General features: G+C 63.7%; 23 protein-coding genes. 12 read left to right on the top strand and 11 right to left on the bottom strand.

Translation table 11 applies throughout. The features are described 5' to 3' along the window. Window positions 1-2: 2 nt before the first annotated feature. The 6 genes from prpB to INQ43_RS12365 all read right to left on the bottom strand — a co-directional run bounded on the left by prpB (window position 3) and on the right by INQ43_RS12365 (window position 6610). Window positions 3-890: a methylisocitrate lyase gene (prpB, locus tag INQ43_RS12390; protein ID WP_194034537.1), complete on the bottom strand. Its 888-nt coding sequence runs from the start codon at window positions 888-890 to the stop codon at window positions 3-5. 44 nt (window positions 891-934) lie between these two features. After that, window positions 935-2617, bottom strand: coding sequence for an electron transfer flavoprotein-ubiquinone oxidoreductase (locus INQ43_RS12385; RefSeq protein WP_194036641.1), 1683 nt, complete (start codon window positions 2615-2617; stop codon window positions 935-937). A gap of 114 nt (window positions 2618-2731) precedes the next feature. Further along, the gene (locus tag INQ43_RS12380; RefSeq protein ID WP_194034535.1) at window positions 2732-3691 is read right to left on the bottom strand and encodes a polysaccharide deacetylase family protein; all 960 of its coding nucleotides are present in this window, start codon (window positions 3689-3691) and stop codon (window positions 2732-2734) included. Then, window positions 3688-4632, bottom strand: coding sequence for a polysaccharide deacetylase family protein (locus tag INQ43_RS12375; protein ID WP_194036640.1), 945 nt, complete (start codon window positions 4630-4632; stop codon window positions 3688-3690). The genes INQ43_RS12380 and INQ43_RS12375 overlap by 4 nt, the downstream gene beginning before the upstream one ends. Beyond that, window positions 4629-5303: an isochorismatase family protein gene (locus INQ43_RS12370; protein ID WP_228062532.1), complete on the bottom strand. Its 675-nt coding sequence runs from the start codon at window positions 5301-5303 to the stop codon at window positions 4629-4631. The genes INQ43_RS12375 and INQ43_RS12370 overlap by 4 nt, the downstream gene beginning before the upstream one ends. A 65-nt stretch (window positions 5304-5368) precedes the next feature. After that, the gene (locus INQ43_RS12365) at window positions 5369-6610 is read right to left on the bottom strand and encodes an MFS transporter (RefSeq protein ID WP_194036639.1); all 1242 of its coding nucleotides are present in this window, start codon (window positions 6608-6610) and stop codon (window positions 5369-5371) included. A gap of 141 nt (window positions 6611-6751) precedes the next feature. Here INQ43_RS12365 and INQ43_RS12360 point away from each other — a divergent pair, with 141 nt between their 5' ends. The 9 genes from INQ43_RS12360 (at window position 6752) to INQ43_RS12320 (ending at window position 14472) form a co-directional block, all read left to right on the top strand. Beyond that, window positions 6752-7060, top strand: coding sequence for an REDY-like protein HapK (locus tag INQ43_RS12360; RefSeq protein ID WP_194034532.1), 309 nt, complete (start codon window positions 6752-6754; stop codon window positions 7058-7060). A gap of 7 nt (window positions 7061-7067) precedes the next feature. Continuing rightward, complete coding sequence (locus INQ43_RS12355; protein ID WP_194036638.1) at window positions 7068-7937, top strand: SDR family NAD(P)-dependent oxidoreductase; 870 nt, start codon at window positions 7068-7070, stop codon at window positions 7935-7937. A gap of 75 nt (window positions 7938-8012) precedes the next feature. Then, on the top strand, window positions 8013-8891 hold the full coding sequence (locus INQ43_RS12350; RefSeq protein WP_194036637.1) for a polysaccharide deacetylase family protein: 879 nt from the start codon (window positions 8013-8015) through the stop codon (window positions 8889-8891). Next, window positions 8888-9757, top strand: coding sequence for a CoA ester lyase (locus tag INQ43_RS12345; RefSeq protein WP_194036636.1), 870 nt, complete (start codon window positions 8888-8890; stop codon window positions 9755-9757). Before INQ43_RS12350 ends, INQ43_RS12345 begins: the two co-directional genes overlap by 4 nt. A 100-nt stretch (window positions 9758-9857) precedes the next feature. Next, window positions 9858-10376 carry a MaoC family dehydratase gene (locus INQ43_RS12340; RefSeq protein ID WP_194034528.1) on the top strand — a complete coding sequence of 173 codons (519 nt, stop codon included), beginning with the start codon at window positions 9858-9860 and terminating at the stop codon, window positions 10374-10376. A gap of 10 nt (window positions 10377-10386) precedes the next feature. Then, complete coding sequence (locus INQ43_RS12335; protein ID WP_194034527.1) at window positions 10387-11571, top strand: acyl-CoA dehydrogenase family protein; 1185 nt, start codon at window positions 10387-10389, stop codon at window positions 11569-11571. Window positions 11572-11586: 15 nt separating this feature from the next. After that, a complete protein-coding gene (locus INQ43_RS12330; protein ID WP_194034526.1) occupies window positions 11587-12774 on the top strand; it encodes a CoA transferase in 1188 nt (395 codons plus the stop codon). A gap of 56 nt (window positions 12775-12830) precedes the next feature. Further along, the gene (locus INQ43_RS12325) at window positions 12831-13958 is read left to right on the top strand and encodes a CoA transferase (RefSeq protein WP_194034525.1); all 1128 of its coding nucleotides are present in this window, start codon (window positions 12831-12833) and stop codon (window positions 13956-13958) included. A gap of 40 nt (window positions 13959-13998) precedes the next feature. Then, the gene (locus INQ43_RS12320) at window positions 13999-14472 is read left to right on the top strand and encodes a DUF1456 family protein (RefSeq protein ID WP_194034524.1); all 474 of its coding nucleotides are present in this window, start codon (window positions 13999-14001) and stop codon (window positions 14470-14472) included. Window positions 14473-14772: 300 nt separating this feature from the next. Here the strand turns inward: INQ43_RS12320 and INQ43_RS12315 are convergent, their stop codons facing one another. The 5 genes from INQ43_RS12315 to INQ43_RS12295 form a co-directional block, all read right to left on the bottom strand. After that, on the bottom strand, window positions 14773-15789 hold the full coding sequence (locus INQ43_RS12315) for a nitrilase-related carbon-nitrogen hydrolase (RefSeq protein ID WP_228062531.1): 1017 nt from the start codon (window positions 15787-15789) through the stop codon (window positions 14773-14775). Window positions 15790-16012: 223 nt separating this feature from the next. Beyond that, window positions 16013-17110, bottom strand: coding sequence for a nitrilase-related carbon-nitrogen hydrolase (locus INQ43_RS12310; protein WP_194034522.1), 1098 nt, complete (start codon window positions 17108-17110; stop codon window positions 16013-16015). 71 nt (window positions 17111-17181) lie between these two features. Then, window positions 17182-17694 carry a DUF3598 family protein gene (locus INQ43_RS12305; RefSeq protein WP_194034521.1) on the bottom strand — a complete coding sequence of 171 codons (513 nt, stop codon included), beginning with the start codon at window positions 17692-17694 and terminating at the stop codon, window positions 17182-17184. Between the two features lie 70 nt (window positions 17695-17764). Continuing rightward, complete coding sequence (locus INQ43_RS12300) at window positions 17765-18148, bottom strand: hypothetical protein (protein WP_228062530.1); 384 nt, start codon at window positions 18146-18148, stop codon at window positions 17765-17767. Continuing rightward, on the bottom strand, window positions 18145-19329 hold the full coding sequence (locus tag INQ43_RS12295) for a class I SAM-dependent methyltransferase (protein WP_194034520.1): 1185 nt from the start codon (window positions 19327-19329) through the stop codon (window positions 18145-18147). The genes INQ43_RS12300 and INQ43_RS12295 overlap by 4 nt, the downstream gene beginning before the upstream one ends. A 193-nt stretch (window positions 19330-19522) precedes the next feature. Here INQ43_RS12295 and INQ43_RS12290 point away from each other — a divergent pair, with 193 nt between their 5' ends. From INQ43_RS12290 to INQ43_RS12280, 3 genes are all read left to right on the top strand, one after another. Continuing rightward, a complete protein-coding gene (locus INQ43_RS12290; RefSeq protein ID WP_194034519.1) occupies window positions 19523-20410 on the top strand; it encodes a DUF1838 family protein in 888 nt (295 codons plus the stop codon). Window positions 20411-20482: 72 nt separating this feature from the next. After that, complete coding sequence (locus INQ43_RS12285; protein ID WP_194034518.1) at window positions 20483-22966, top strand: TonB-dependent receptor; 2484 nt, start codon at window positions 20483-20485, stop codon at window positions 22964-22966. A gap of 31 nt (window positions 22967-22997) precedes the next feature. Next, complete coding sequence (locus INQ43_RS12280; RefSeq protein ID WP_194034517.1) at window positions 22998-24473, top strand: FAD-dependent oxidoreductase; 1476 nt, start codon at window positions 22998-23000, stop codon at window positions 24471-24473. Window positions 24474-24502 lie beyond the last annotated feature (29 nt).

Raw genomic sequence — 24502 nt, 5'->3', positions numbered from 1 at the left:
GCCTACTTGGCGTCGCTGAAGACCTTGTCCAGGCTCTGCTCGAACTCGTGGTAGCCAATCCGGTCGTACAGCTCCTCGCGGGTCTGCATGGTGTCGACCACGTTCTTCTGGTGGCCGTCCCTGCGGATGGCGGTATAGACGGCCTCGGCGGCCTTGTTCATCGCCCGGAACGCTGACAGCGGGAACAGCTGCATCGCCACGCCGACCGACGCCAGCTCGTCGCGGGTGAACAGCGGGGTCTGGCCGAACTCGGTGATGTTGGCCAGCACCGGCGCCTTCACCGCATCCACGAAGCGCTGGTAGGTCGGCAGGTCGTAGGCGGCCTCGGCGAAGATGCCGTCCGCGCCGGCCTCCACGAACGCGATCGCGCGCTCGATGGCGTCATCCACGCCGTGCGAGGCGATCGCGTCGGTGCGCGCGATCAGGAAAAAGTCCGGGTCGGTTTTGGCATCAACCGCCGCCTTGATGCGGTCGACCATCTCGCCCTTGGAGACGATTTCCTTGCCCGGGCGGTGGCCGCAGCGCTTGGCGCCGACCTGGTCCTCGATGTGGCAGGCGGCGCCGCCGGCCTTGATCAGCGACTTCACCGTGCGCGCGATGTTGAACGCGCTGGGGCCGAAGCCGGTATCGATGTCGACCATCAGCGGCAGATCGCAGACATCGGTGATCCGGCGCACGTCGGTCAGCACGTCATCCAGGGTGTTGATGCCCAGGTCGGGCAGGCCCAAGGAGCCAGCTGCGACACCGCCGCCGGACAGATAGATGGCGCGATAGCCCGCGCGCCTGGCCAGCAGCGCGTGGTTGGCGTTGATGGTGCCGACGATCTGCAGCGGCTTCTCTTCGCTGAGGGCTTGGCGGAAACGGGCGCCGGGGCTGGTGCTTGCGGTCATGGGGCTCTCGATGTCGGTGGATGGGGCGGCGCGTGGCCGCGCGCTTACATTTTGGCGTAATTGGGACCGTCGCCGCCGAGCGGGGCGACCCAGACGATGTTCTGGGTCGGGTCCTTGATGTCGCAGGTCTTGCAGTGCACGCAGTTGGCGAAGTTGATCTGCAGCTTCTCCGCGCCCGGCTCGCCGACGAATTCATACACGCCGGCGGGGCAGTAGCGCGCCTCGGGGCCGGCGTATTCGGCCAGGTTGATGGTCACCGGCACGGCCGGATCCTTCAGCGTCAGATGCGCCGGCTGGCTCTCGTCGTGGTGGGTGCTGCTGAGGAACACCGAGCTGAGCTTGTCGAAGGTAAGCACGCCGTCGGGCTTGGGGTAGTCGATCTTCTCGCGCTGGCCGGCTGCATCCAGGCACTCGTGGTCGGCCTTGGAGTGACGCAGCGTCCACGGCGGATTGCGGATGCCCAGTTTGGGCAGCAGCCACTGCTCGATGCCGGTCATCAGGGTCGCGATGGTGCGGCCCTTCTTGAACCACTGCTTGAAGTTCTTGGACTGCTTGAGCTCGTCGTGCAGCCAGCTGGCCTCGAACGCGGCCGGGTAGGCGGTCAGCTCGTCATGGGAGCGGCCGGCGGCCAGGGCATCGAAGGCGGCCTGCGCGGCCTGCATGCCGGTCTTGATCGCGGCGTGGCTGCCCTTGATCCGGCTCGCGTTGAGGTAGCCCGCCTCGCAGCCGACCAACACGCCACCGGGGAACACGGTTTTCGGCAACGACATCAGCCCGCCGGCGGTGATGGTGCGGGCGCCGTAAGAGATGCGCTTGCCGCCTTCCAGGTGCTTGCGGATGGAGGGGTGGGTCTTGAAGCGCTGGAACTCCTGGAACGGGCTCAGCCAGGGGTTGGTGTAGTCCAGCCCGACCACGAAGCCGATAACGACCTTGTTGTCATCGGCGTGATAGACGAACGAGCCGCCGTAGGTGTCCGAATCCAGGGGCCAGCCGGCGGTGTGCACCACCAGGCCGGGTTCGTGCTTGGCCGGATCGACCTCCCACAATTCCTTGATGCCCAGTCCGAAGCTCTGCGGGTCGGAGTCCCGGTCGAGCTGGAAGCGCTCGATCAAGCGGCGACCCAGGTGGCCGCGCGAGCCTTCGGCGAACACGGTGTATTTGGCGTGCAGTTCCATGCCGCGCTGGAACTGCGGGCCGGGCTCGCGGTTCTTGTCCAGGCCCATGTCGCCGGTGGCCACGCCGATCACTGCGCCGGCGTCGTTATAGAGCACTTCGTCAGCCGCGAAGCCGGGGAAGATCTCCACCCCGAGTTCTTCCGCCTGGCCGGCCAGCCAGCGGGTGAACTCGCCCAGGCTGATCACGTAGTTGCCGTGGTTGTCGAAGCACTCGGGCAGGAACGCGGCCGGGGTCGCCCTGGCACCGGTCTCGCTGAGGAACAGGAACTCGTCGCGGGTCACCGGCTGGCGCAGGGGCGCGCCGCGCTCCTTCCAGTCCGGGAGCAGCTCGTCCAGCGCGCGGGTGTCCATGATCGCGCCGGAGAGGATGTGCGCGCCCGGCTCGGAGCCCTTCTCCAGCACGCACACCGAGACCTCGCTGCCCTTGCTGGCGGCGAGCTGGCGCAGGTGGATCGCGGTGGCCAGTCCGGCCGGGCCGGCGCCGACCACGACGATGTCGTACTCCATCGATTCGCGGGGGCCGTAGGTGGCGTTCAGGTCTTCCGGGGTCATGGCGGTTCCATTGCTGTTGATGCGCCGTGGAGCGCATGCAGGAGTGGCTGGGAACGTCTTTGCAGCGGCGGGATGCCAGCCATTATCCCGCGCCGCAGCTGAAGACGCGAAACGCTAGCTTGCGTGACTCGCGTTCGCCGCCTCGGTCGCGTTGGGCGCCGCGGCGGCCAGGATCGCCGACGGCGCCGCGTTCCAGATCGAATCCGCGCGCGAGGCCAGGTGCGCGAACACGCGTTCCAAGTGCTTGATCCGGTGCGGCTGGCCCATCACCCAGGGGTGGATGTTGAGCGCGAGCATCCGGCCGTGGCCCGTCTCGCGGGCCTCGGCGAGCAGGAACTCGCACGCGTCGATCGCCTGGTCGGCGTACTGGGATTCGCTGTGCAGGTTGTCGCCGACGATGAAGCGGTCCTCCAGCTCCAGCGACAGCGGCAGGATGGACAGCGGGCCGTGGTCGGTATTGAAGGCGTAGGGCAGCTCGTCGTTGACCCAGTCCGCGCACCACCCGATGCCGGCCTCGCGCAGCAGGTCCGGCGTGCGGTGGGACTGCGAGCGTGCCGGCGACAGCCAGCCGCGGATCGGTTGCGCGGCGTAGGGTTGCAGCGCGGCGACGCTGCGCTGGATCCACTCGCGCTCGCGCGTCTCGTCCAGGCCGCCGTAGTGCACGCAGTCCATGTTCCAGCCGTGGCCGAGCAGCTCGAAACCGGTCGCCTGCACGCGCCGCAGCAGCGCGGGGTAGCGCTCGGCCAGCTCGCCATTGACCGCGACGCTGGCGGTCAGGTTGTGCTGTTTGAGCGCATCCAGCACGCGGAACACGCCGACCCGGTTGCCGTAGTCGCGCAGGGTGTAATGGCGCAGGTCCGGGTAGGGCATGGTCATGCTGCCCGGCGCCTTGAAGCCCTCGCCGGCCGGGTTCAGCGGGAAGTGCTCCAGGCTGAGATTCAGCCACAGCGCCAGCGGCTTGCCGTCCGGCCAGGCCACCGGCGCGCGCTCGGCCAGCATCGACCACGCGTAGCGGTCGTGGTCCATGCCGTGGCGGCGGCGCGGGTACTGCAGGTAGTCGGGGCCCAGGCTCATGCCGTCTGCTCCTGCGCCACGGCGTCTATCGACGCCAGCGCCTCGTCGTAGTGGTGTTCCAGGTAGTGCGCGGCGATCTCGCGGCCCGTGGCCTTCCACACGCCCGAGTGCTGGCTGATGTAGTCCATCGCATCCTCGAACGCGGCCAGCCGGTGCGGGTGGCTGACCTGGTAGGCATGCAGCGGTACGCACATCACGGTGCCACTTTCCGCGCCCTCCTCATACAGGCGGTCGAACGCGTCCTTGATCATCTGCCCGTAGCGGCGTGGCTCGATCTTGTTGACCACGTAGGTGATCGTGTCGTTGAGCTCCAGCGAGTAGGGCACCGACACGAAACGCCTGCCACTGCGGGTGCGCACCGGCGTGGGCTGGTCGTCGTGGAACAGGTCGCAGGTGTACGTGCCGCCGGCCTCGGCGAACAGGTCGATGGTCGCGTTGGAATGCGACAGTGCCGGGGCGAGGTAGCCGTCGCAATGCTGTCCGGTGTGCTGGGCGATGAGCGCCATCGACTCCTCGATCATCTCCCGCTCCTGCGCCTCCGACAGGCCGTAGGTGTAGCGGGTGTTGTAGATGCCGTGGCTGAAGAACTCCCAGTCGCGCTCGGCCGCCAGCTCGATCACCTCGGGGTGATGGATCAGCGTCGCCGCCGACAGCGACACCGAGCCGCGCAGACCGTACCTGTCCATCACACGCATCATGCGCTGGTGGCCGACGCGGTTGCCGTAGTCGCGGGTCGCGTAACCCAGCACGTCCGGCAACGGCCGCGGCCACGGCTTGCGCTGCGGGTTGGACGGCGGGTCCAGCTCGTAGAACTCGATGTTGGGCGCGATCCACAGCGCGACCTTCGCCCCACCCGGCCAGTGGATCTTCGGCCGGCTGTCGTAGGGCCAGTAGTCGTACAGGCCCGGATCGGCCTTCTGCGTGGGCGCGCCGGTACTCATGGTGCGATCTTCTTCAGCTGGGCCTCCACCTCGTCCACCGACTCCACGTCGGCGTACTTGAGCATGATGTCGGCGAGGTTGGCGAAGTGCGGGATCTCGTGTTTGTCGGCCACGCACTCCTCCACCACGATCGTGCGGAAGCCGCGCGACAGGCTGTCCACCGAGCAGGCGCGCACGCAGCCCGAGGTCGAGCCGCCGGTGATGATCAGCGTGTCGATACGGTGGAAGGTCAGCAGCGACCACAGGTTGGTCTCGAAGAACGGGCTGGCCATCAGCTTGTGCATGACAACGTCGCCGGGCTGCACGTCGGCGCGCGGATCCAGCTGTGCGCGCTCTGAGCCGTGCTTGATGTTCTGCAGCGAGTCGGGCGTGTTGGTGCGCGTGCCCCAGACCCCGGCGTCCTCGCCGTTCTCGGCGTAGGCGACGTAGGTCCAGATCACCGGCAGGCCGCGCTCGCGGCACAGGGCGGAGAGCGTATTGATGTGCTCGATCTGGCGCGGGTCGGTCTGGTACGCGGTCTTGAACGCGTCCATGTCGGTGTAGGCGCGCTGCACATCGATGTTGACGATCGCCGGACGCTGGCCGAAGCCGAACTTCGCGCGGTTGCGGTTGGCCTTGACCTGGGCCCAGTACTGGCGCGCGGTGAGGTCGGACGTTTCCATTACAGGCATGGGATTCTCCTGGGGTCAGGGAGCATGAAGTCAGGGAACATGAAGTCAGGGGTCAGGGTGCAGGGTCAGGATGCGAGCCGGGCAAGGCGGGCGCGCTCGTCGCGCACCAGAGTGGACATGACCAGGGCGACGGCGATGAGGACGAACACCAGCTGGAAGGCGGGCTTGTAGCTGCCGGTCATGTCGAAGATCTTGGCCGCCAGCCAGATACCCATGCCCGCCGTGGTGGCATCGAGCAGGGTGACGGTGCCGAGGATCTTGCCGGCCGAGGACAGGCCGAAGGCGTTGACCGCCAGCAGCTGGATCATCGTGTAGAGGCCGCCCCAGCCCAGGCCGAAGAGGATCAGCGCATACCAGACCAGATCCGGGCGCATGGTCGCCAGCACCGCGGCGCCGGAGGCCATGATCAGCAGGTTGACCATGAACACGACCTTGGCCGAAAGGATGTCGGCGAGCATGCCGAACAGGAACTTGCCGACCATCGCCAGACCGAACATCAGGCTCAGCGCCGAGCCGGCCTGGACCGGGGTGAACTCCAGGTCGCGCATGTGCAGGAAGAGGTTCTGCGAGACGGCCATGATCGAGAAGAACGTCGTCATCGCCACCACCGCCAGCGCCCAGAAGGTGCGCGTGCGCAACGCCTGCTTGTAGGTCAGGTCGGGCAGGGTGACGATGTTGGCCGCGGCATCGGCGACCGCCTTGGCGGCGACCTTGTCGGCGCCCCACGGCTTGATGTTCTTCTCGCTCGGGCTGTGCACGAGGAAGTAGGCGATGACCAGGAAGGTGGCCGGGATCGCCATCTCCCACATGAAGGCGGTGCGCCAGTCCATCGTCTTCAGCAGTTGCACGGCCAGCGGCGGGAAGATCATGCCGCCCAGGCTGGTGCCCACCAGCGCGATACCGATGGCGGTGCCGCGCTGCACGCTGAACCACTGCGAGACGTAGATCACCGCGACGTTGAGCCCGGCCGCGACCAGCACCACGCCCAGACCGACGTGGATCAGGTACAGGTGGATCAGCGAATTGACGAAGGCGTAGGCGAAGTACATCGCGCCCAGCAGCGCGATACCGCCCAGGATCAGCCGGCGCGGGCCGGCGCGGTCGATGATCGCGCCAATGAAGGGCCCCAGCCAGCCGGCCAGCACGAGGGTGATCAGGTCGCGCATCTTCAGCTGGCTGCGGGTCCAGTCGAACTCCTTCAGCAGCGACTCGTCGAAGGCGGTCAGGCCGGTCACGATCAGGCCGTTCGACGTGAGCAGGACCAGCATCCCCATTATCGCCATCAGCCACGGGTAATAGCGCTTCATTGTCGTACCTCTGCAGGTTGGTTCGCGGGGAGTAGGGACGCCGGAGGGCGGATTCGCTCCCTGACGTTGACCGGCAACGGATCGCATGCCTACACTTTGTCCGGACAAAGTGTGCCACAGTCGATTGCCCCGGAGGAAGCCATGAATACCGTGATCGTTCTTTTCAACCTCAAGCCCGGCGCCAGTGCCGCGGACTTCGAGCAGTGGGCACGCGAGCATGACGTGCCGACGGTCAATGCGCTGGCTTCGATGGACAGTTTCGAGGTGCTGCGAACCAAGGGTCTGCTGATCGGCGACGGCAAGCCGCCCTACGAATACATCGAGATCATGCGCGTGCCCGACATGGCGGCATTCGCCGCTGACCTCTCTTCCCCGGAGGTGCAGGCCGGCGCGGCGCAGTTCCAGCAGTTTGCCGACAACCCGATGTTCATCCTTGCCGAGTCGATCTGAGGCCGCCATGACCGCTGAAACCTCACCGTTGCCGTCACCGCGCTACAGCGAACTCAAGGGCAAGGTCGCCCTGATCACCGGTGCCGGCCGCGCCGGTGGCTTGGGCGAGGGCATCGCCCGCCGCCTCGCCGCCGAGGGCTGCAAGGTAGTGATCACCGATATCGGCCAGGGCCGCGGCGAGAAGATGCCGGTGGATGCGATCGGCACCGACGAGGAAATGGCGCGCACCGCCGCCGCGATCACCGCCGCCGGGGGCGAGTGCATCGCGATGGCGCTGGACGTGCTGGAGGAAAGCCAGGTCGAGGCGGTGGTTGCCCGGACGGTGGAGCGTTTCGGCGGCATCGACATCCTGGTCAACAACGCCGGCATCGGCTACCTGATGAAATCCATCGTCGACATGGACGTGGAGGAATGGGACGCGGTGCTGGGTGTGAACCTGCGCGGTAGCTTCCTGTGCACCAAGCACGCGGCGAAGGCGATGATCGCCCAGGGCCGCGGCGGCCGGATCGTCAACATCGCCTCCCAGGCGGCCAAGTCCGGCGTGCCGCATGCCGGCGCGTACTGCGCCTCCAAGCACGGCGTGGTCGGCCTGACCCGGGTCAGTGCGATCGAGCTGGGCGAGCACGGCATCACCGCCAACGCGATCTGCCCCAACCATGTCACCACCGGCCTGGGCGCCTGGCAGAACGAGTACTTCGCCAAGCTGCGCGGCCTGAGTGTCGAGGACTATCTGGCCCAGATGCGCGCGCGCATCCCCCTGGGCCGGGCCGGCTTGCCGGGCGATACCGCGGCGGCCTGCGCGTTCCTGTGCTCCGACGACGGCGCCTACGTCACCGGCGAGGCGATGAACGTCTCCGGCGGCGAAGAGACCCACTGACCGCGACGCGTCCACCACGCGACGATTCATTTTGATGCGGGCCGGAAGGCGCGCACGGCAGAACCGGAGGGTTCCATGTCCCAAAGCACCTACGCCTGGCCCAACGACGCCCGACTCGCGCTGTCGGTCGTGGTCAACGTCGAGGAAGGCTCCGAGTACAGCATCGGCGAGGGCGACAAGATCACCGAGCCGGTCGATGAGCTCTCCGTCAGCCTGACCAAGCCGATCCGCAACTACGGCAACGAGTCCAATTACCGCTACGGCGTGAAGGAAGGCCACGCACGGATTGCCGCGCTGCTGGACAGGTACGACGTCACCAGCACCTACACCGCCGCCGCGCTGTCGCTGGAACGCGCGCCGGAGATCGCCCAGTACCTGCATGGCAGCCGCCACGAGACCTGTTCCCACGGCTGGCGCTGGATCCACCAGTTCCGTCTCAATGAAGAGCAGGAACGCGAGTTCATCCGCAAGGCCGCCGACAGCATCGAGCGCACCACCGGCACCCGTCCGGTCGGCTGGCTGTCGCGCTACCTGCACACCGCCGACACCCGCCGGCTGCTGCAGGAGGAAGGCTTTCTCTACCACATGGACGACTACTCGGCCGACGCGCCGTTCTGGGCGCCGGTGGACGGCAGCGACCAGCCGATGGTGATCGTGCCCTACCAGCTGGACACCAACGACATGAAGATGTGGCTGGCGCCGTCGTATCTGCCAAAGGATTGGCTGGACTACGCCATCGACAGCTTCGACACCTTGTATGAGGAAGGTGGCAGCGCGCCGCGGATGATGTCGATCGGCCTGCACCTGCGGATCATCGGTCGCCCCGGCCGGATCGGTGCGCTGGAGAAATTCTTCCAGTACGTCGCGACCAAGCCCGAGGTCTGGTACGCGACCCGCCGCGGCATCGCCGAGCACTTCATCGCCCACGGCGACAAGCAGGTCATCGCGCCATGAGCCGTTCCTCCCCCACCGGCGTGATGGTCAATCCCCGTCGCTGCCTGATGTTCGTGCCCGGCTCGCGCCCGGAGCGCTACGCCAAGGCGATCGCCACCGGTGCCGACCAGGTCTGCATCGATCTGGAGGACGCGGTGGCGCCGGGCGACAAGGACAGCGCGCGCGCCTCGGTGTTCGCCTTCCTGGCGGATGCGCCCGAGTCCTACAGCGAGATCGGCCTGCGTCTGAATCCACTCTCCACCGAACTTGGCCGCAAGGATCTGGCCGAGTTGAAGGCCTCCGGCCTGGCGCCCGCATTCGTGATGTTGCCCAAGGTCGAGACGGCGCAGGAATTGCTGGACGCCGACGCCGCACTCGCCGGCGCCGACACCGGCCTGATCGCGCAGATCGAGACCCCGCGGGGTCTGCTGGATGCGCGCGCGCTGGCCCATGCAACGCCGCGCCTGCAGGCGCTGATGTTCGGCGGCTTCGATTTCATTGTCGCCCTGCGCGGCCGCGCCAGCTGGGAGAGCTTCTTCCATCCGCGCGTGCAACTGGCGGTGATCGCCGCGGAGGCCGGCATTGGCTGCATCGATGTGCCGTTCCTGGACATCAAGGACGAGGCGTCGTTGGTCGAGGAGACCGATCGTGTGATCGCGTTGGGCTTCACCGCCAAGGCCGCGATCCACCCTGCCCAGGTCGACCCGATCCAGCAGCGCTACCTGCCGACTGCCGACGAGCTGGAACGCGCCAGGCGCGTCGTGGCGGCATTGCAGGGCAACCGCGGCGAAGCGATCCAGCTGGACGGGAAGCTGGTTGACCGTCCGATCGAGATCGCCGCCGAGCGCGCCATCGCGCTGGGCGCGCACGGCGCGCGCAAGGACTGAGCGCCCCTGCCCGATCCACGCGGCGCCGTCCGCCGTACTGCATGTTTTGCCTTATCCGATCCACCACCCCACAAGCAATCCAAGACAACAGGAAAACCCCATGGTCCAGACAGCCAAGAAAGTCGGTGAGAACCGTTATCGCGAGACGTTCGGTCGCTTCTTCGAGGAGTTCACGGTCGGCGATACCTATGAGCACCGCCCGGGTCGCACGATCACCGAGACCGACAACACCTGGTTCACGCTGCTGACGATGAACACCCACCCGATGCACTTCGACAAGGAGTACGCCAAGGCCTCCGAGTTCGGAAAGATCATCGTCTGCAGCCCGTTCACCGTCGCCCTGATGGTCGGCATGAGCGTGACCGACGTCAGCCAGAAGGCCGTGGCCAACCTGGGCTGGTCGGAAATCAAGCTGACCCATCCGCTGTTCGTCGGCGACACCCTGTATGCCGAGTCGACCGTGCTGGAGAAGCGCGAGTCCAAGTCGCGCCCCGGCGCCGGCATCGTCACCTGCAGCACCATCGGCCTGAACCAGGACGGCAAGACCGTGTGCACCTTCAGCCGCACGATGCTGATCGCGCGCGAAGGCCATTCCGTGGAAGACAAGGTCAACTACTGAGACACATGCCATGAGCGCACACGAGAACACCACCTCCGACGCCTTCGAATGGGGTGCCGAGGAGGAGCAGGCTCTGCTCGATACCATCGATGCGTGGGTGGAGAAATCCGTCGCCCCCATTGCGATGGAATACGACCAGGAAGACAAGTACCCGCACGAGCTGGTCGAGGACATGAAGGAGCTGGGCCTGTTTGGCGCGACCATCTCCCAGCAGTACGGCGGTCTGGGTCTGCCGGCTGCGATCTACGCCAAGATCGTCATCCGCATCTCATCGGTGTGGATGGCGCCGACCGGCATCTTCAACTCGCACCTGATCATGGCCTCGGCCATCGAACGCGCCGGCACCGAGGCGCAGAAGCAGCATTATCTGCCGAAGATGGCCAGCGGCGAGCTGCGCGGCGGAATCGGACTGACCGAGCCCAACGCCGGCACCGACCTGCAGGCGATCCGCACGGTCGCCAAGCTGGAAGGCGACCATTACGTCGTCAACGGCGCCAAGACCTGGATCACCAACTCGCTGCACGGCGACATGGTCCTGCTGCTGGTCAAGACCGACCCGAATGCGGATCCGCGCTACCGCGGCATGAGCATGCTGATCGCCGAGAAGGGCGATGGCTTCATCGTCGCCAAGAAGATGAAGAAGAGCGGCTATCGGTCCATCGACACGTGCGAGCTGGTGTTTGAGAACTACAAGGTGCCCGTGGAGCGTCTGCTGGGTGGCGTGGAAGGCCAGGGCTTCAAGCAGACGCTGGGTGGGCTGGAACTGGGCCGGATCAACGTTGCGGCGCGGGGCTGCGGGATCGCCGAGGGTGCGCTGCACCTGTCGGTGCGCTATGCCCAGGAGCGCAAGACCTTCGGCGTGCCGATCTGCGAGCACCAGGCGATCCAGCTCAAGCTGGGTGAAATGGCCTCGCGGGTGGAGGCGTCCAAGCTGTTGATCGACAGCGCCGCCAAGGCCTTCGACAAGGGCGAGCGCTGCGACATGGAAGCCGGCATGGCGAAATATTTCGCCACCGAAACCGGTGCGTACTGCGCCGAGGAAGGCATGCGCATCTTCGGTGGCTACAGCTACTCCACCGAGTACGAAATCGAACGTTTCCACCGCGACGCCATGCTGATGTGCATCGGCGAAGGCACCAACGAGATGCAGCGGATCATCATCGCCAAGCAGCTCGTCGCCCGTAACGCCATCTAGAACGGAGTCGGATCAATGAGTGAGCTTCCACTGAAGGGTGTACGCATCCTGGCCGTCGAGCAATACGGCGCCGGGCCGTACGGATCGATGCACCTGGCGGACCTGGGCGCGGAAGTGATCAAGATCGAGTCGCCCCCGGGCGGTGACGTTTCCCGGTCTACCGGCCCGTACTTCCTGGGCGAGGGCGACAGCCAGTTCTTCCAGACCTTCAACCTCAACAAGCACTCGCTGCGTTTGAATCTGAAGAGCGCCGAAGGCCGCGAGGTGTTCGAGAAGCTGGTCGGCACCGCCGATGCGGTACTCAACAACCTGCGCGGTGACCAGCCGGCCAAACTGGGGCTGGACTACGACACCCTGGGCAAGGTCAACGCGAAGATAGTCTGCGCCCATCTGTCCGCCTACGGGCGTGACAACGAGCGGGCCGCCTGGCCGGGCTACGACTACCTGATGCAGGCCGAGGCGGGTTTCATGTCGTTGACCGGCGAGCCCGGCCAGCCGCCGGCGCGTTTCGGTCTGTCGATGGTCGACTTCATGACCGGCACCACGATGGCGATGGGGTTGCTGGCCGCGCTGGTCGGCGCGATGCGCAGCGGGCAGGGCCGCGATGTCGATGTGAGCCTGTTCGATGTCGCGCTGCACCAGCTCAGCTATCCGGCCACCTGGTACCTCAACGAAGGCCACGAGACGACGCGTCTGGAGCGCTCCGCGCATCCGTCCACCGTCCCGTGTCAGGTGTATCGCACCAGCGATGGCTGGGTCATGGTGATGTGCATGCTGGAGAAGTTCTGGCAGACGTTCGTCGCCGGCATCGAGCGTCCGCAGCTGGGCACCGATCCGCGCTTCGCCGACTTCCCGGCCCGCCGCGAGCACCGCGAGGCGCTGACGCCGCTGGTGGACGAGGCGTTGATGCAGCACGACACCGCGTACTGGACCGAGCGCTTTGCCGGCAAGATCCCGATCGCGCCGGTGTTCGACATCGCCCAGGCGCTGGACAACCCCTACGTGGAGCGCATCGGCATGCTGCAGTCGGTGGAGCATCCCCAGGGTGCACAGCGGATGCTGCGCAATCCGATCAAGCTCGATGGCCAGCGCCTGGACGGGGTCGCCTGCCCGCCGCTGAGCGCGGATGCCGATGCACTGTTGGCCGAGCTGGGCTACAGCGTCGAGGACCGCGCGCGACTGGTCGGGCAGGGCGTGGTCTGAAGGCCGTTGATCCATAACCGACCGGCGCGCATGCGCCCCCCTCGATGGAGTGGCAGATGAAACTGGAAGGCGTGCGCGTCCTCGACCTGTCGCTGTTCCTGCCCGGCCCGCATCTGACGATGATGATGGCCGACCACGGCGCGGACGTGATCAAGGTCGAGCCGCCGGGCGGCGAGCCGGTGCGCGAGGTCGGCCTGAAACAGGCCGGCGTATCGACCTGGTTCCGCAATACCCATCGCGGCAAACGCTGCATCGTGCTGGACCTGAAAAGCGAAGCGGGCCAGCAGGCGTTCGCGCGACTGGTAGAGCGCTCCGACGTGGTGGTGGAGGCCTTCCGCCCCGGCGTCGCCCAGCGCCTGGGCATCGACTACGAGCGCTGTCGCGCGCTCAACCCGGCCATCGTCTACTGCTCCATCAGCGCCTACGGCCAGACCGGGCCGAAGGTGCAGCGGCCCGCGCACGATCTGGCGATGCAGGCCGACAGCGGTGTTGTCAGCCTGAATCTGGGTCCCGATGGCTCGCCCGCGTCTCCGCACATGCCGGTAGCCGACATGGCGGGCTCGCTGATGGCACTGTCGGCTATCCTCATGGTGCTGTACCGCCGCGAGAAGACCGGGCAGGGCGACTACATCGACCTGTCCATGCAGGATGCGCTGATGGCCTGGCTGCCCAACGTGTTGGGTCCGCCGTTTGCCGAGCAGCGCGACCCGGTGGTCAAGCACGAGCGCAGCTGGGGCGGCAACGCGTTGTACCGCCTGTACCGCTGCAAGGATGATCGCTGGCTGGCGCTGGGCGGCGCGGAACACAAGTTTGCTGACAACCTGCTGGGCGCGCTGGATCGATCGGACCTCGCACCGTTGTGTTACCTGCCGCCCGGCCCGGGTCAGGACCCGGTCAAGGCCTTCCTCGCCGAAACGTTTGCTACCCGCACGCTCGTCGAATGGATCGCCGTCCTCGAACCGCTGGACGTCTGCTGGGCGCCGGTGAAGACCCTGACGGAGGCCTTCAACGATCCGCACACGCAAGCGCGCGAGATGGTCTGGACCGCCCCGGACGGCGGCACCCACCTGGGTATCCCGATCCGCTTTGCCAACGAACCGGGGCGGATCAATCCGCATCTGGATGGCCCGGGGGAATCCACCGCCGAGGTACTGGCGGAGATTGGGATGCAAGAGGTTCCGTAGCAGCCCGCCACAAGGGCAGGTTTGGTGCGAAAATCACCGCATGATCAACAACGACGTATTACGCAGCATCCGCTACATGCTCGATCTCAGTGACGGCATGGTGGTGGACCTGGCGAAACTCGCCGATCCGGAGTTCCCGCTCGACAAGGATGATGTACCGGCGCTGCTCAAGCGGGAGGAAGAGGAGGGCTTCGTCGCCTGCACCGACCGCATCCTCGCCCACGTGCTGGACGGACTGGTGCTGCACTACCGCGGTGTCGACGAGACCCGGCCACCGCGGCCTGTGGAGAAGCGGGTCACCAACAACGTGGTGCTGAAGAAGCTGCGGGTCGCCTTCGAGCTGAAGGACGTGGACATGCACGAGATCTTCGCCAGCTCCGGCTTTCCGATCTCCAAGCCGGAGCTGACCGCGCTGTTCCGCCAACCCGGGCACAAGCACTTCCGCCTGTGCGGCGACCAGCTGCTGCGCAACTTCCTCAAGGGCCTGACGTTGCGCGTCCGCGGCGGGCAGTAGATCCCGGCGTTCCATGGGGGAACAGCGCAAGCCGCTCAGGGCGCCGTCGCAGCCGCCGATCACTCGCCGGCGACATATGCCGCGGTGATGCCAGCCGGCCACTAACCCGGCACGTATATCCGCTACGGTTTCCGCGCGGCCGCCCACACCTTTCAGCTGATTTTCGCTCGCTGCGTCCGGAGTAGCCATGAGTTTTTCTTTAACCGTCAACTACACAAAAAACGCTGGCAATGGACGTCAGCTGTGTGTTTCCTGCGTCGCTGAGCGCGGAATGCATTCCGGCTCAGCCATCGCCACAGCCTACTTCCAGCGAGACTTGCCCTGCACGTACTGCCCTGCATCTTCTAATGAAGTCGGCACGTATTCCGACCAGAGGTTGGGCGGGTATTTGCTCACGTACCTGGCGTAGACGTCGTCGTAGAGCTCCATGTGCATCACCGGCTGACGGTTGCGTGCACGCAGCTCCGCCATCGCGATTCTGCCTGTTACCAGTTGCTCGTGAATACCCCGTGCCTCGGCGACGGCCTCGCCACTGGGACCGTATATTGCGGCACCGCCTGATCCGCCTGGATTATCGAAAAACGGACCGTTATCGGGCGACACTGCGTTATTGACGATTGAACTGTAAACGCCGTTGTACATCGCACACGCTCGAATATCCAACTGAGAAAAGTTTCCCGAAGCGGTGCGAAGGAATATCTCTGCGCCCTTTATTGCTGCCGCCCGGAACAGTTCAGGTTCGCGCTGTGAAGAACTGGTAGAGATATTGCCCAGCGGTGTACGGGTGACCGGGATAACAGCGTCGCGGCCATACATTTCCACGAACTGGTCGAGCACGTCATAAACCGTTGTAGTGAAGAGCTCAAAGTCGGGAAAGACACCCTTGATATTGCGTTGCTTCCAATGCTTATCGACGATCTCGCCCTTGTTGTTCATGATCGTGGTGAGCGAGAGCACGTGGTCCGGCCAGTCGGGATCTTTCACGTAAGCCCCAAATACGATCCACGTGTCGTACTCGCGACACTTCTTGGCGATGGCTTCGGTTTCGGGGCCCGGCATTTCAATGGAGAGTTGATTGACCTCCTTTCGGGTCCATTTGCGCCAGCCCTGCAGCGGGAACTCATGGAACTGAAGAAGGTCGGGCTTGGCGCCGTAGTAGAACGACCGGTCAATCGACTGCAGCATGTGGTCTAGATTGCGCTTGAGCGCAGTCTTGGTGTCTTTGGCGTCGAAGCTGTGAACCCGGGTTTGGGCGAGGGCTAGCGTCCAAGCTGGCTTGGCCAGCTCGACGGAGTCGTATGTTCCGTCGGTTTGCATGCTCAGCTCGTCCGAGCTGCTCCCGGCGAGCATTTCAGTAGTTGCGGCCCGTGCGCGGCCTCCGGGCCCTAAAGCGCCCGGGCCGAGAGCCCCAATTGCAGCAAGGCTGGCTGTACTCATCAAAAACTTGCGTCGTGCATTGGTCATAGGAGTTTGTTCTCGGTCGGAGGCGGGGAAGGATGCGCGGGGCGGGGTGAGCCGGCCCGCGCGAAGGTCCAGGCGACTATTCGCGTGTATTCCAGCGGCTGACCCTGTCCATCAGCTTTTTCATTTCCGCGCCGTCGTCAGGCAGCTGGTCGATTGGCACGTCCAGGTGGTTGAGCGGGAACGCCTGCTGGTACTGCTCGAATACCGGGCGGGTAATTTCCACCGGGTAGGGCGGGATCTTGCGGCCTTCGCGGAACTTCGCGATGTCGATCTCCGCCTCGATGATTCCTTCGTTGTTGCTCGGATCCTCGGCCAGTACCTCGCCACGCGGACTCACGATGAGCGAGCCGCCGCCCATGCTGGCCCACTCGCTGTCGGCCGGGAAATTGATATTGGACATCGCGGAATAGAAATTGTTGAAGCTCGCGGTGGCCATCACGTCCAGCTTCGAGAACAGCGTGGCGGTGCGGAACATGATCTCCACGCCGCGCATGGCGAACGCGTTGTAGACCATGGTGTCGCGCTGGACCGTGCTGACAGCGATATTGCCGTATTCGGTACGCAGCACCGGGAACAGTTCTTCTTCGCCGTACATGGCCACGTAGCGGTCGTAGACATTCTCGATCGTCGTGGTCGGGATCTCCATGCCCGGCTGGTAGTTCTTGACGTTGCGCGTCTTCCAGAACTTTTCCGCCACCTTGCCGTCGCGGCCGATCACCGCGTTCAAGCTCAGTATGTGGCCAGGCCAGGCGTCATCGCGCGCGTAGCTGCCAAAGATGATGTAGGTGTCGCAGTCCTTGGCAAGGTTGCCCAACGCTTCGGTCTCCGGCCCCGGGATGGTGATGGTGGACTTGAGCTTGTCTTCGCGCTTGCCATCCGAGTAGCCGGTCAGCGGGAACTCGTTGAACAGGATGAAGTCGGGTTTCTTGCCCTGGGTGCAGGCGCGTTGGGTCAGGTCCGTCATCTGCGCCAGATTGTGCGCCAGGCCTTCCTGGATCGTGGGGAAATCCTGCAGGTTTTTGGTCAGGTTCTGCACGACCTTGATAACGACCTTGTCCTTTTCCAGCGGGACCTGCGCATAACTGCCGTCCTTTTCGACAAGCGTGGCGGCATGTGCACCCGCGGTGGAAAGAGCGATCGCCAGGGTGAGGAGCTTCAACGGGGCATGGGACATATCTGATCTCTACTCAGGGGCACCGCCCATCAGGGGCGGCGCCGGGGAGGGATGGTGCCACTACGTATCGATCAGGCTTCCAGTGCCTCGCCGGCAAAGCTGTTGCCGGTGATCTGCTTCCAGTTATGGCTGACGCGCTTCTCGTCAATCAGGGTCCGCTGGACCAGCACGCCCTTCCTGTACCAGTGCCAGATGCGGTTGCGCAGGTTGCCGCAGTCCGACAACTGGATCATCTCGTACAGCTCCAGACCTTCCTCGCCCTTGCGCTGCCAATACAGCATCAGGGTGCGGTGGAAGTCGTCCTCGGGGATCTGCGTACACCAGCCGTAGATCAGATCGTTGTCGAAGATGATCCGGCCAAACGAGTAGGTGGTCTTGAAGTCGCGGATCTCGGTGCGGCCGTCGGCCCAGCTGTAGTTATTGGTCTGGTGGTACGGCGCGTCATCATTGCCGGTGATGCGGCAGATCAGGCGCGAAGCGTGCTCGTCGGTCTTGTTGCCTTCCGGATCGTAGTAGCGGTACATGCCGTCCCAGACGCCCTCGTGGCGGGCAAGCGATGGCATGTGCATTTTCAGGTCGATCATTCTTGTTCCTTGGTCACGGGTGGGGATGCAACGAAGCACGCGCGGGCGCGCCGCTCCAGGGATCCGTGGGTCAGTGGTCGTCACGCATCTGCGCGATCAGGTCGGCCAGCGGCGGCTCCTTGGTGCCGCTTTCCAGCGCTTCGGTTTCCTGCTGCACGATGCGCAACACGCGGGCGATGTAGGCCTGCATCCAGGTGGTGCGCTCGGCTTCGGCGTCGGCGTCAGGCTGGAACTGGTCCAGCTCGGCGCGGGTTGCCACGCCCTTGGACTCGATCAGACGCTCCAGCGCGTCCAGTCGCTGCCGGGTCACGGCATGCTCCATCGCGATCACCATCGCGATGGAGAGCACACGCTCCACGTCCGGGTCCTGGAAGAAGTAGGGACGCTTTCCTTTCGGCCGCGTGCCGGCAAGGGTGATCGGATCAAGGTCGTCGATCTCGGGCAGTGCGCTCATTTCCACGCTCCAAACATGGTCCACAAGGCGGCCCGGCCGTAGTCCTCGCCGTCGTTGCTGGCCTCCGGGAAAATGCTGCGATCAACCACGCCGGCGACCGTGGTCTCGAAGTACTTGCTGTCGTCAAATCCGGCCGCGACCATCATCTTGCGCAGGTCGTACTCGTGCATGACGCTCCAGAAGGGCTCGTTGTTGTTGTAGGCATCCCAGTCGCGCACGAACGCCTCGTAGGGGTCCATGCCGTGGTACTGCGGCTGTTCCAAGTTGGCCGACAGGCCGCCATCGGCGAGGAGGCGATGCACTTCCTTCAGGGTCCTGGGCATCGACTTGGCCGAGCTCTCGTGCCAGAACATCGCCGTGCTGATGAGGTCGAAGTGGCCGTCGGGGTAGTCCAGTGACTCGGCATCCGCCTGGCGGAAGGTGAGGTTTTTCACGCCCATCGACTGGGCGCGCGCATGGGCGTAGCGCAGCATCGGCGCGGCCACGTCGACCGCGATCACTTCGGCGTCGGGGAACGCCTGCGCCAGCGGCACCACGTTGTGGCCGACCGTGCAGCCCAGATCCAGGATCCGGCGCGGCTTGAAGTCCGGGTGTTCCTTCTTCAGCCACTGTGCCAACGCCTGGCCACCGCCGTCGTTGTAACGCCCCAGCATGCCCCCGGTGGTGGCGAAGATGCCCGCGTCATAGTTGGCGCCCGCCGAGATGTCATCGTCGACCAATTCGGTGTGGTAACCGCCGGGCATGCAATGGATGTCCACGGCGCTGACGTGGCGGGGGACCTTGACTGCGGGATCGAGCTGCAGCGTCTCCGCGCCCTCGTTGAGCTCGCGGGCCTTGTCGACCAGCGGCGCGAGCTGGCGCAACACCATCCCGCGTCCGGCTTGCTGGCGCATCTCCATCGTGTTGCGGCGAAGCGCGCTCCAGGTCTGGTAGATCGGATCGCCGACCATCGCCTTGCGTACTTCGTGACGGGTCTCTGGCGCGCGTCCCTGGGCCTGCTCGAAGGCCGGTTTGACGCGCTTCTCATACGCGACGCGGACCTTCGGGCTCAGCTTCGTGGAGAGGTATCCGTTCATGTTGGCGAGAAAATCGAACCGCGCGGTGTCGTCGTGGCCGCTTTGCGGAAACACGTCATGGCGACCTACGTGCTGCCAGCTCGGGGGAAGGGCTTGCTGGGACATGGTTTGCTCCATTCAGTTTCGGTGCATCGGGATTGTCGAAATGCAAATGACTGGACAATCATGAACTAATGATATAGCTATAGGTCATCTCAGGGGTGCTGGTCAAGCCGTATTCATGTTCAAGCCCCTGTTTTCGACCGTGGTGGCAGCCCTCGCGGCGCCGCCCCAATCCCACCCGCCAAGAGGTAATTGCATGTTGCGACTGTTCTCCGTGCTGGCCATTGCGACAAGTGCCTTTGCTCCCACCGCCGCTGCCCAGGCAGCCGGTCCCGCGCTCGACCTGAGCACCGACGCCGGCAATGTCGCAGCGCTGGTCAAGATGCGCTGTTCGCTCGACCAGGACGAGGACGTGATCCTGTGGTGGTCGGGCACGGTTTTCGCGCAATTGCCGCAAAAAGCGCCGTCGGCGCTTCTTGGTTTCGAGGGTTACAACATCTGCCGGGCGGAGAAGCAGGCCGACGGGGTGTGGCGGATGCTGACCCGCGAACTGACCTTCTATCGCGACCTCAAGACCGGCAAGATCATCGACGAGTGGGACAACCCAATGACCGGCGAACGCAACAGCGTCCTGCAGGTCGCCAATGACCCCGTCAACCAGACCCTCAACCCGCCGGGCCGGCCGTCCACGCTGCCATGGGTTGAAGCTGGCGACGAGCTGATGTTCACGATGAACATTCCGCTGACCTATCCCAACCCGTTGCCGCCGAAGGACTTCCCCAAGCAGTCCTCGGGCGAGATGTACACCGGATCGGAGCATTTCATGTTCTTCGTGCCACGCGTGCAGATGGAAGATCCCGCCCGGAGCCAGGCGGATGTGAGCTACGGCTGGACCCGGATTGGCCCATGGCTGCCGTGGATGGAGATGGGCCAAGCGCCCGGAAATCTCCTCTACATCGCCCAGGGAAACAAGAAGGCCTCGATTTCCGCGCTTCCAGCGGATATCCAGGAGCGCGTGCGTAGCACCTACCCGGAGTACGCGACCGCACCCAGGGAGTGGGTCGAGCCGAACATGACCAGTTGGACGCTTTACAAGCAGTTGCATGAGCGCCAGCACGAGGGCACCACAGCCAAAAAAGACTAGTCATCACCCTTCAGAACACGAATTTCTCGTCTACGAGCCCTGTTCCGACTTACGCCAACCACCGGAGTATTCATGATAGCTAAGCCCAACTTACTGAGCATTTCGATTGCGATTGGACTGATGGCGGCCGGGTCCTTTGTCCAAGCGCAAGAGACATCAACTCCTGCGCCACCAAATCCAGTCTTGTCTGAGCGAGCGGAAAAAGACTCCCAGTCCAGTAAGACAGCAGTCAACCTCGAGTCCGTGAGTGTCACCGCCCGGGGCATCGAGGAGCCACTTCAGGCGATGCCGTTGCCTATTACTGCAGTTACTCGAACCATGATAGAAAATAAGGGATTCGAGGATATCAGCGATATTGCAAGCTTCTCGCCGGGATTCACGTATCACAATTCACGCTACGGCCGGTCCGACCAGCAGATTGTCATCCGGGGTATGTCCAACATCCGCGGTAATCCAAATGCGGCCTTCTTTATCGATGGCATCTACACCGACGGCAGCATTGCAGACTACGGTGTGGAAAACCTCGATCGGGTCGAAGTCATCCGTGGTCCGCAGGCTGCAATGTTTGGGCGGCAAACCTTTTCGGGCGCTGTCAATTTCATCACGCAGATCCCAGGCAGCAATCCTGGAGGCACCCTGACATTCGGTGGGGGTTCGCACGGTCAATACAAGTACAGTGGTAGATACTCCAATACGGCCGCGGACGGAGCAGTAGGATATGACGTGAGCTTTCTGCATCGAGGTCACGACAACACCTTCTACAATCCAGTTTCCGGAAAGAAGGATATCGGAGGCTTTGAAACTACCGGAATCATGGCGTCAGCGATCTGGCGTGCAACGCCTGATTTCAATGTCACGGCTCGAGTGTCTAAACTCCGTACGAAGGATGACCCGGCACCGGCGACACGGATCGGGAGCTCAGCGCTTAATTGCTACCTTCCCGACCTGAACGGCAATACGATTGGAGGCGTGCCGGTTTCTGACAACCGGCGAAAAGGGTATATCTGCGGCACCGTCAAAGCTCCAACGCAAGTCTCGATCAACACACCTGCTTTTGAATTGGCTGGATACCCGGCCGGGTCAAATAGCGATAGGGTGCGGACGAGCCTGGTGGCTGAGTACCACTTCCCCAACTACTGGACCTTGCAATCTACCAGTGCCTACAACCAGCAGAAAAATTTCTCCGCTATTGATCAAGACGGCAGCGGCGTTCGGGGGTTAGGAGGCGCATTTGAAACCATCAGCCAAAGCCGCGGCCGAGACTGGTCGCAGGACCTTCGTCTGACCACAGATCTGGAGAAACCGATTTACGCTGCGGTGGGTGTGCATTATTACCAGCAAAAGTCCGGTCCGGGAGCGTCGGGAGACCTCTCCGGTTTTGCACTTGTCCCCGATGTCCCACCGGGACCCTACAGTCTCATTCCGAATCATCCGCAGGGCCAGGTAGCGAACAAGTCGATCTACGGCCTAGTGAATTGGGATATCAATGATCGCTGGACCGCGTCATTCGAAGGACGCTACGCGACCGATGAAATCAGCGTGGCAGGTGTGGATAGTAAGCGACTCAACTTCGATGGAGTGCCTCAGATCCTCACCAACGAATACGCGCTATCGGACTCCTTCACCAACTTCACTCCCCGGGTTACCTTGGGGTATCAGTGGCGCGACAACGTCCGGGTCTATGGCATGGCAGCACGCGGTAACAAGCCGGGTGGGTTCAACATCGTTTCCCAGCGTGCGGGTATTTCAGACGAAGAGCGTGCCAAGATCGAGGGAGAAGGACGGTTTACCTATGACGAGGAGTCCGCTTGGAACTATGAATTGGGATTGAAGAGTGATTGGCTGGACAACAGACTCCGCGTCAACGCAAGCGTCTATTTCATCGATTGGATAGACCAGCAGCTGACCGAGACACGTGCGACACCATTGATTAACGGCGACATTGTCAACGAGTCCTACATCATGAACGTCGGCAAGTCTCGCAACCGCGGCTTCGAACTGGAATCACAGTGGGCATTTGCCGAGGGGTGGCTAGGAACTTTGGCTTACTCTTTCATTGATGCTGAAATACTCAACTTTGCCGACCAAGATCACGCCGATCTTCTGAGCGACGGTCCATACGCCACCCTTGATAATCCCATTGCCAATGCGAAGGGCAACCAGTTGCCGCTTGTTTCCCGAAACACCTTTGCAGTGGGTCTGATGTATGAAGGTCAGTTAGCCAACGGCTGGGGGTGGAACGTCAACGGCGACGTTTCTTACCAGGGACCGCGTTACGTACAGATCCACAACCTGCTCAGGCTCCCGGCGTCTACAACTGCACAATTCCGGGCTAGTGTCGACCCGAGTGAGAACTGGCGAATCAGTGCCTATGTGAACAATGCGTTCAACGAGACCGCTGCAGAAGGCACCCAGAGGACAGTGGATCCAATCGCGGCGTTGTATATCCCGGCGCTGCCGCCGGATGATGGCTATCAGCGCACCAACTACCGCGACTTCACGGTCACGGCTCGCCAGCCTCGGATGTGGGGCGTGGAAGTCCGTTACCGCTTCTGAAGTGACGCGAAATCTTGAATCGAGCTTCGGGATGGACATTATGGATAGACGACGTTTTCTGAAGGCAAGCGCGGGAGCCACGGCGCTGGGCCTGTTGGGGTGCGCAGGGCTACCCAACTCTCGCTTGGGCGGTGAGCGCGGCAGCGATATCATCGTGATCGGTGCTGGTCTTGCAGGGCTGGCCGCCGCGCAGAAATTGGAGGATTCCGGAGCGCGAGTAACGGTATTGGAGGGTAACAACCGTATTGGAGGCAGGCTGAACACAATTGAGCGCAACGGCTTGCGTTTTGAGGTCGGGGGCGTTCAGGTTGGCGACGCGTACGAGCGTGTGCATGCGCATGCGGATCGGGTTGGCATTGAGATCGCTCCACCCGCCATTAACCTGATGGGGCCAGACGGCAGGCCGTTACCCACTGCGTTGATACATGCCGGTCAGATTGTCTCCAGCGCGAACTGGATCTCAAGCCCACTCAACCCTCTACAGGGTCGCGAACACACCATTGCGCCTCCCAATCTACTGAGGACGGCCATGAATGAGGTCGCATTGAAGACGATCGCTGGCTGGGACGACCCTGCGAATCTGGAAATGGACATCCCCTTACGCGACTTCCTCTCGTCGAGGGGCTGGTCTTCGCAGGCGTTGGACTGGATGGACGTGGCGGACAGCTACACCTCACTTAGGACGATCAGTGCTTTGGACGCTCTGCGACGTCAGGCTGAGCATTTGGCTCGCCAACAGGGTTCCCGGCCGTCAGAAAATCGCGCCGCCAGTACGCCCGGCGCCGGGTGGGTCACCCGGGGAAGCCAAGCGCTACCCGAAGCAATGGCTGAAGCCCTCCAATCCACGCCGCTCCTCGGTATGGAGGTCATCGCGGTGGAACAAAATGCCCGTGGAATCGAGGTGGGTTGCAGCAATGGACAGCGGTTCCGTGCCGATCATGTGGTCATCACCGTCCCGAGTGGCCCACTCAGTCGTATCCGGTTCACCCCCGCGCCTCCCCAGGTACAGACTGAGGTGTGGGCCAACCGACGCAGCAATTCAATCACGACCATCCATCTCCATCCAACCAAGCCATTCTGGGAATTGGATGGATTGCCCATGAACATGTGGAACGACGGACCGCTTCAGCGAGTCATGGCCGTTCCCGATACCGAAGGCACCATTCAGCGCCTGATAGTCTGGCTCAACGGCGATGCTGCCAATCGCGTCGACCGCATGGCCCCAGATGCGCGTATGCAGTGGGCGATGGGCGAACTGGCTCGGCTGCGGCCGTCCAGCGCCGGTGCTCTGGAACCGCTGGCCACGCGTAGCTGGGGCTCTGACCGTTTTGCCGACGGTGCCTTCTCTGAAATCGCTCCCGGCCGGGTGGCCGACACCGTGCAATGGAGTGGAAAGCGTTTCGGACGCATCCACTTTGGCGGCGAACACAACGCGTTCGACAAACCCGGCATGGAAGCCGCGGTCGTGTCCGGCGAACGCGCAGCGGCTGCCGTTCTGGCAGCCTGAATCCACAACCAAAACCAGATCCATTCGGA

Origin of the sequence: Lysobacter sp. H23M47 (assembly GCF_015209765.1) — a bacterium.
In the GTDB taxonomy this organism is placed as follows: Bacteria; Pseudomonadota; Gammaproteobacteria; order Xanthomonadales; family Xanthomonadaceae; genus Novilysobacter; species Novilysobacter avium.
The sequence above is the reverse complement of the archived record's forward strand: the minus strand, read 5'-3'. Positions and strand labels throughout refer to the sequence as shown.

Excerpts from the sequence above, each read along its gene's own strand:
- prpB (WP_194034537.1), bottom strand. The coding sequence starts at position 890 with ATGACCGCAAGCACCAGCCCCGGCGCCCGTTTCCGCCAAGCCCTCAGC.
- INQ43_RS12385 (WP_194036641.1), bottom strand. The coding sequence starts at position 2,617 with ATGACCCCGGAAGACCTGAACGCCACCTACGGCCCCCGCGAATCGATG.
- INQ43_RS12380 (WP_194034535.1), bottom strand. The coding sequence starts at position 3,691 with ATGAGCCTGGGCCCCGACTACCTGCAGTACCCGCGCCGCCGCCACGGC.
- INQ43_RS12375 (WP_194036640.1), bottom strand. The coding sequence starts at position 4,632 with ATGAGTACCGGCGCGCCCACGCAGAAGGCCGATCCGGGCCTGTACGAC.
- INQ43_RS12370 (WP_228062532.1), bottom strand. The coding sequence starts at position 5,303 with ATGCCTGTAATGGAAACGTCCGACCTCACCGCGCGCCAGTACTGGGCC.
- INQ43_RS12365 (WP_194036639.1), bottom strand. The coding sequence starts at position 6,610 with ATGAAGCGCTATTACCCGTGGCTGATGGCGATAATGGGGATGCTGGTC.
- INQ43_RS12360 (WP_194034532.1), top strand. The coding sequence starts at position 6,752 with ATGAATACCGTGATCGTTCTTTTCAACCTCAAGCCCGGCGCCAGTGCC.
- INQ43_RS12355 (WP_194036638.1), top strand. The coding sequence starts at position 7,068 with ATGACCGCTGAAACCTCACCGTTGCCGTCACCGCGCTACAGCGAACTC.
- INQ43_RS12350 (WP_194036637.1), top strand. The coding sequence starts at position 8,013 with ATGTCCCAAAGCACCTACGCCTGGCCCAACGACGCCCGACTCGCGCTG.
- INQ43_RS12345 (WP_194036636.1), top strand. The coding sequence starts at position 8,888 with ATGAGCCGTTCCTCCCCCACCGGCGTGATGGTCAATCCCCGTCGCTGC.
- INQ43_RS12340 (WP_194034528.1), top strand. The coding sequence starts at position 9,858 with ATGGTCCAGACAGCCAAGAAAGTCGGTGAGAACCGTTATCGCGAGACG.
- INQ43_RS12335 (WP_194034527.1), top strand. The coding sequence starts at position 10,387 with ATGAGCGCACACGAGAACACCACCTCCGACGCCTTCGAATGGGGTGCC.
- INQ43_RS12330 (WP_194034526.1), top strand. The coding sequence starts at position 11,587 with ATGAGTGAGCTTCCACTGAAGGGTGTACGCATCCTGGCCGTCGAGCAA.
- INQ43_RS12325 (WP_194034525.1), top strand. The coding sequence starts at position 12,831 with ATGAAACTGGAAGGCGTGCGCGTCCTCGACCTGTCGCTGTTCCTGCCC.
- INQ43_RS12320 (WP_194034524.1), top strand. The coding sequence starts at position 13,999 with ATGATCAACAACGACGTATTACGCAGCATCCGCTACATGCTCGATCTC.
- INQ43_RS12315 (WP_228062531.1), bottom strand. The coding sequence starts at position 15,789 with ATGCAAACCGACGGAACATACGACTCCGTCGAGCTGGCCAAGCCAGCT.
- INQ43_RS12310 (WP_194034522.1), bottom strand. The coding sequence starts at position 17,110 with ATGTCCCATGCCCCGTTGAAGCTCCTCACCCTGGCGATCGCTCTTTCC.
- INQ43_RS12305 (WP_194034521.1), bottom strand. The coding sequence starts at position 17,694 with ATGATCGACCTGAAAATGCACATGCCATCGCTTGCCCGCCACGAGGGC.
- INQ43_RS12300 (WP_228062530.1), bottom strand. The coding sequence starts at position 18,148 with ATGAGCGCACTGCCCGAGATCGACGACCTTGATCCGATCACCCTTGCC.
- INQ43_RS12295 (WP_194034520.1), bottom strand. The coding sequence starts at position 19,329 with ATGTCCCAGCAAGCCCTTCCCCCGAGCTGGCAGCACGTAGGTCGCCAT.
- INQ43_RS12290 (WP_194034519.1), top strand. The coding sequence starts at position 19,523 with ATGTTGCGACTGTTCTCCGTGCTGGCCATTGCGACAAGTGCCTTTGCT.
- INQ43_RS12285 (WP_194034518.1), top strand. The coding sequence starts at position 20,483 with ATGATAGCTAAGCCCAACTTACTGAGCATTTCGATTGCGATTGGACTG.
- INQ43_RS12280 (WP_194034517.1), top strand. The coding sequence starts at position 22,998 with ATGGACATTATGGATAGACGACGTTTTCTGAAGGCAAGCGCGGGAGCC.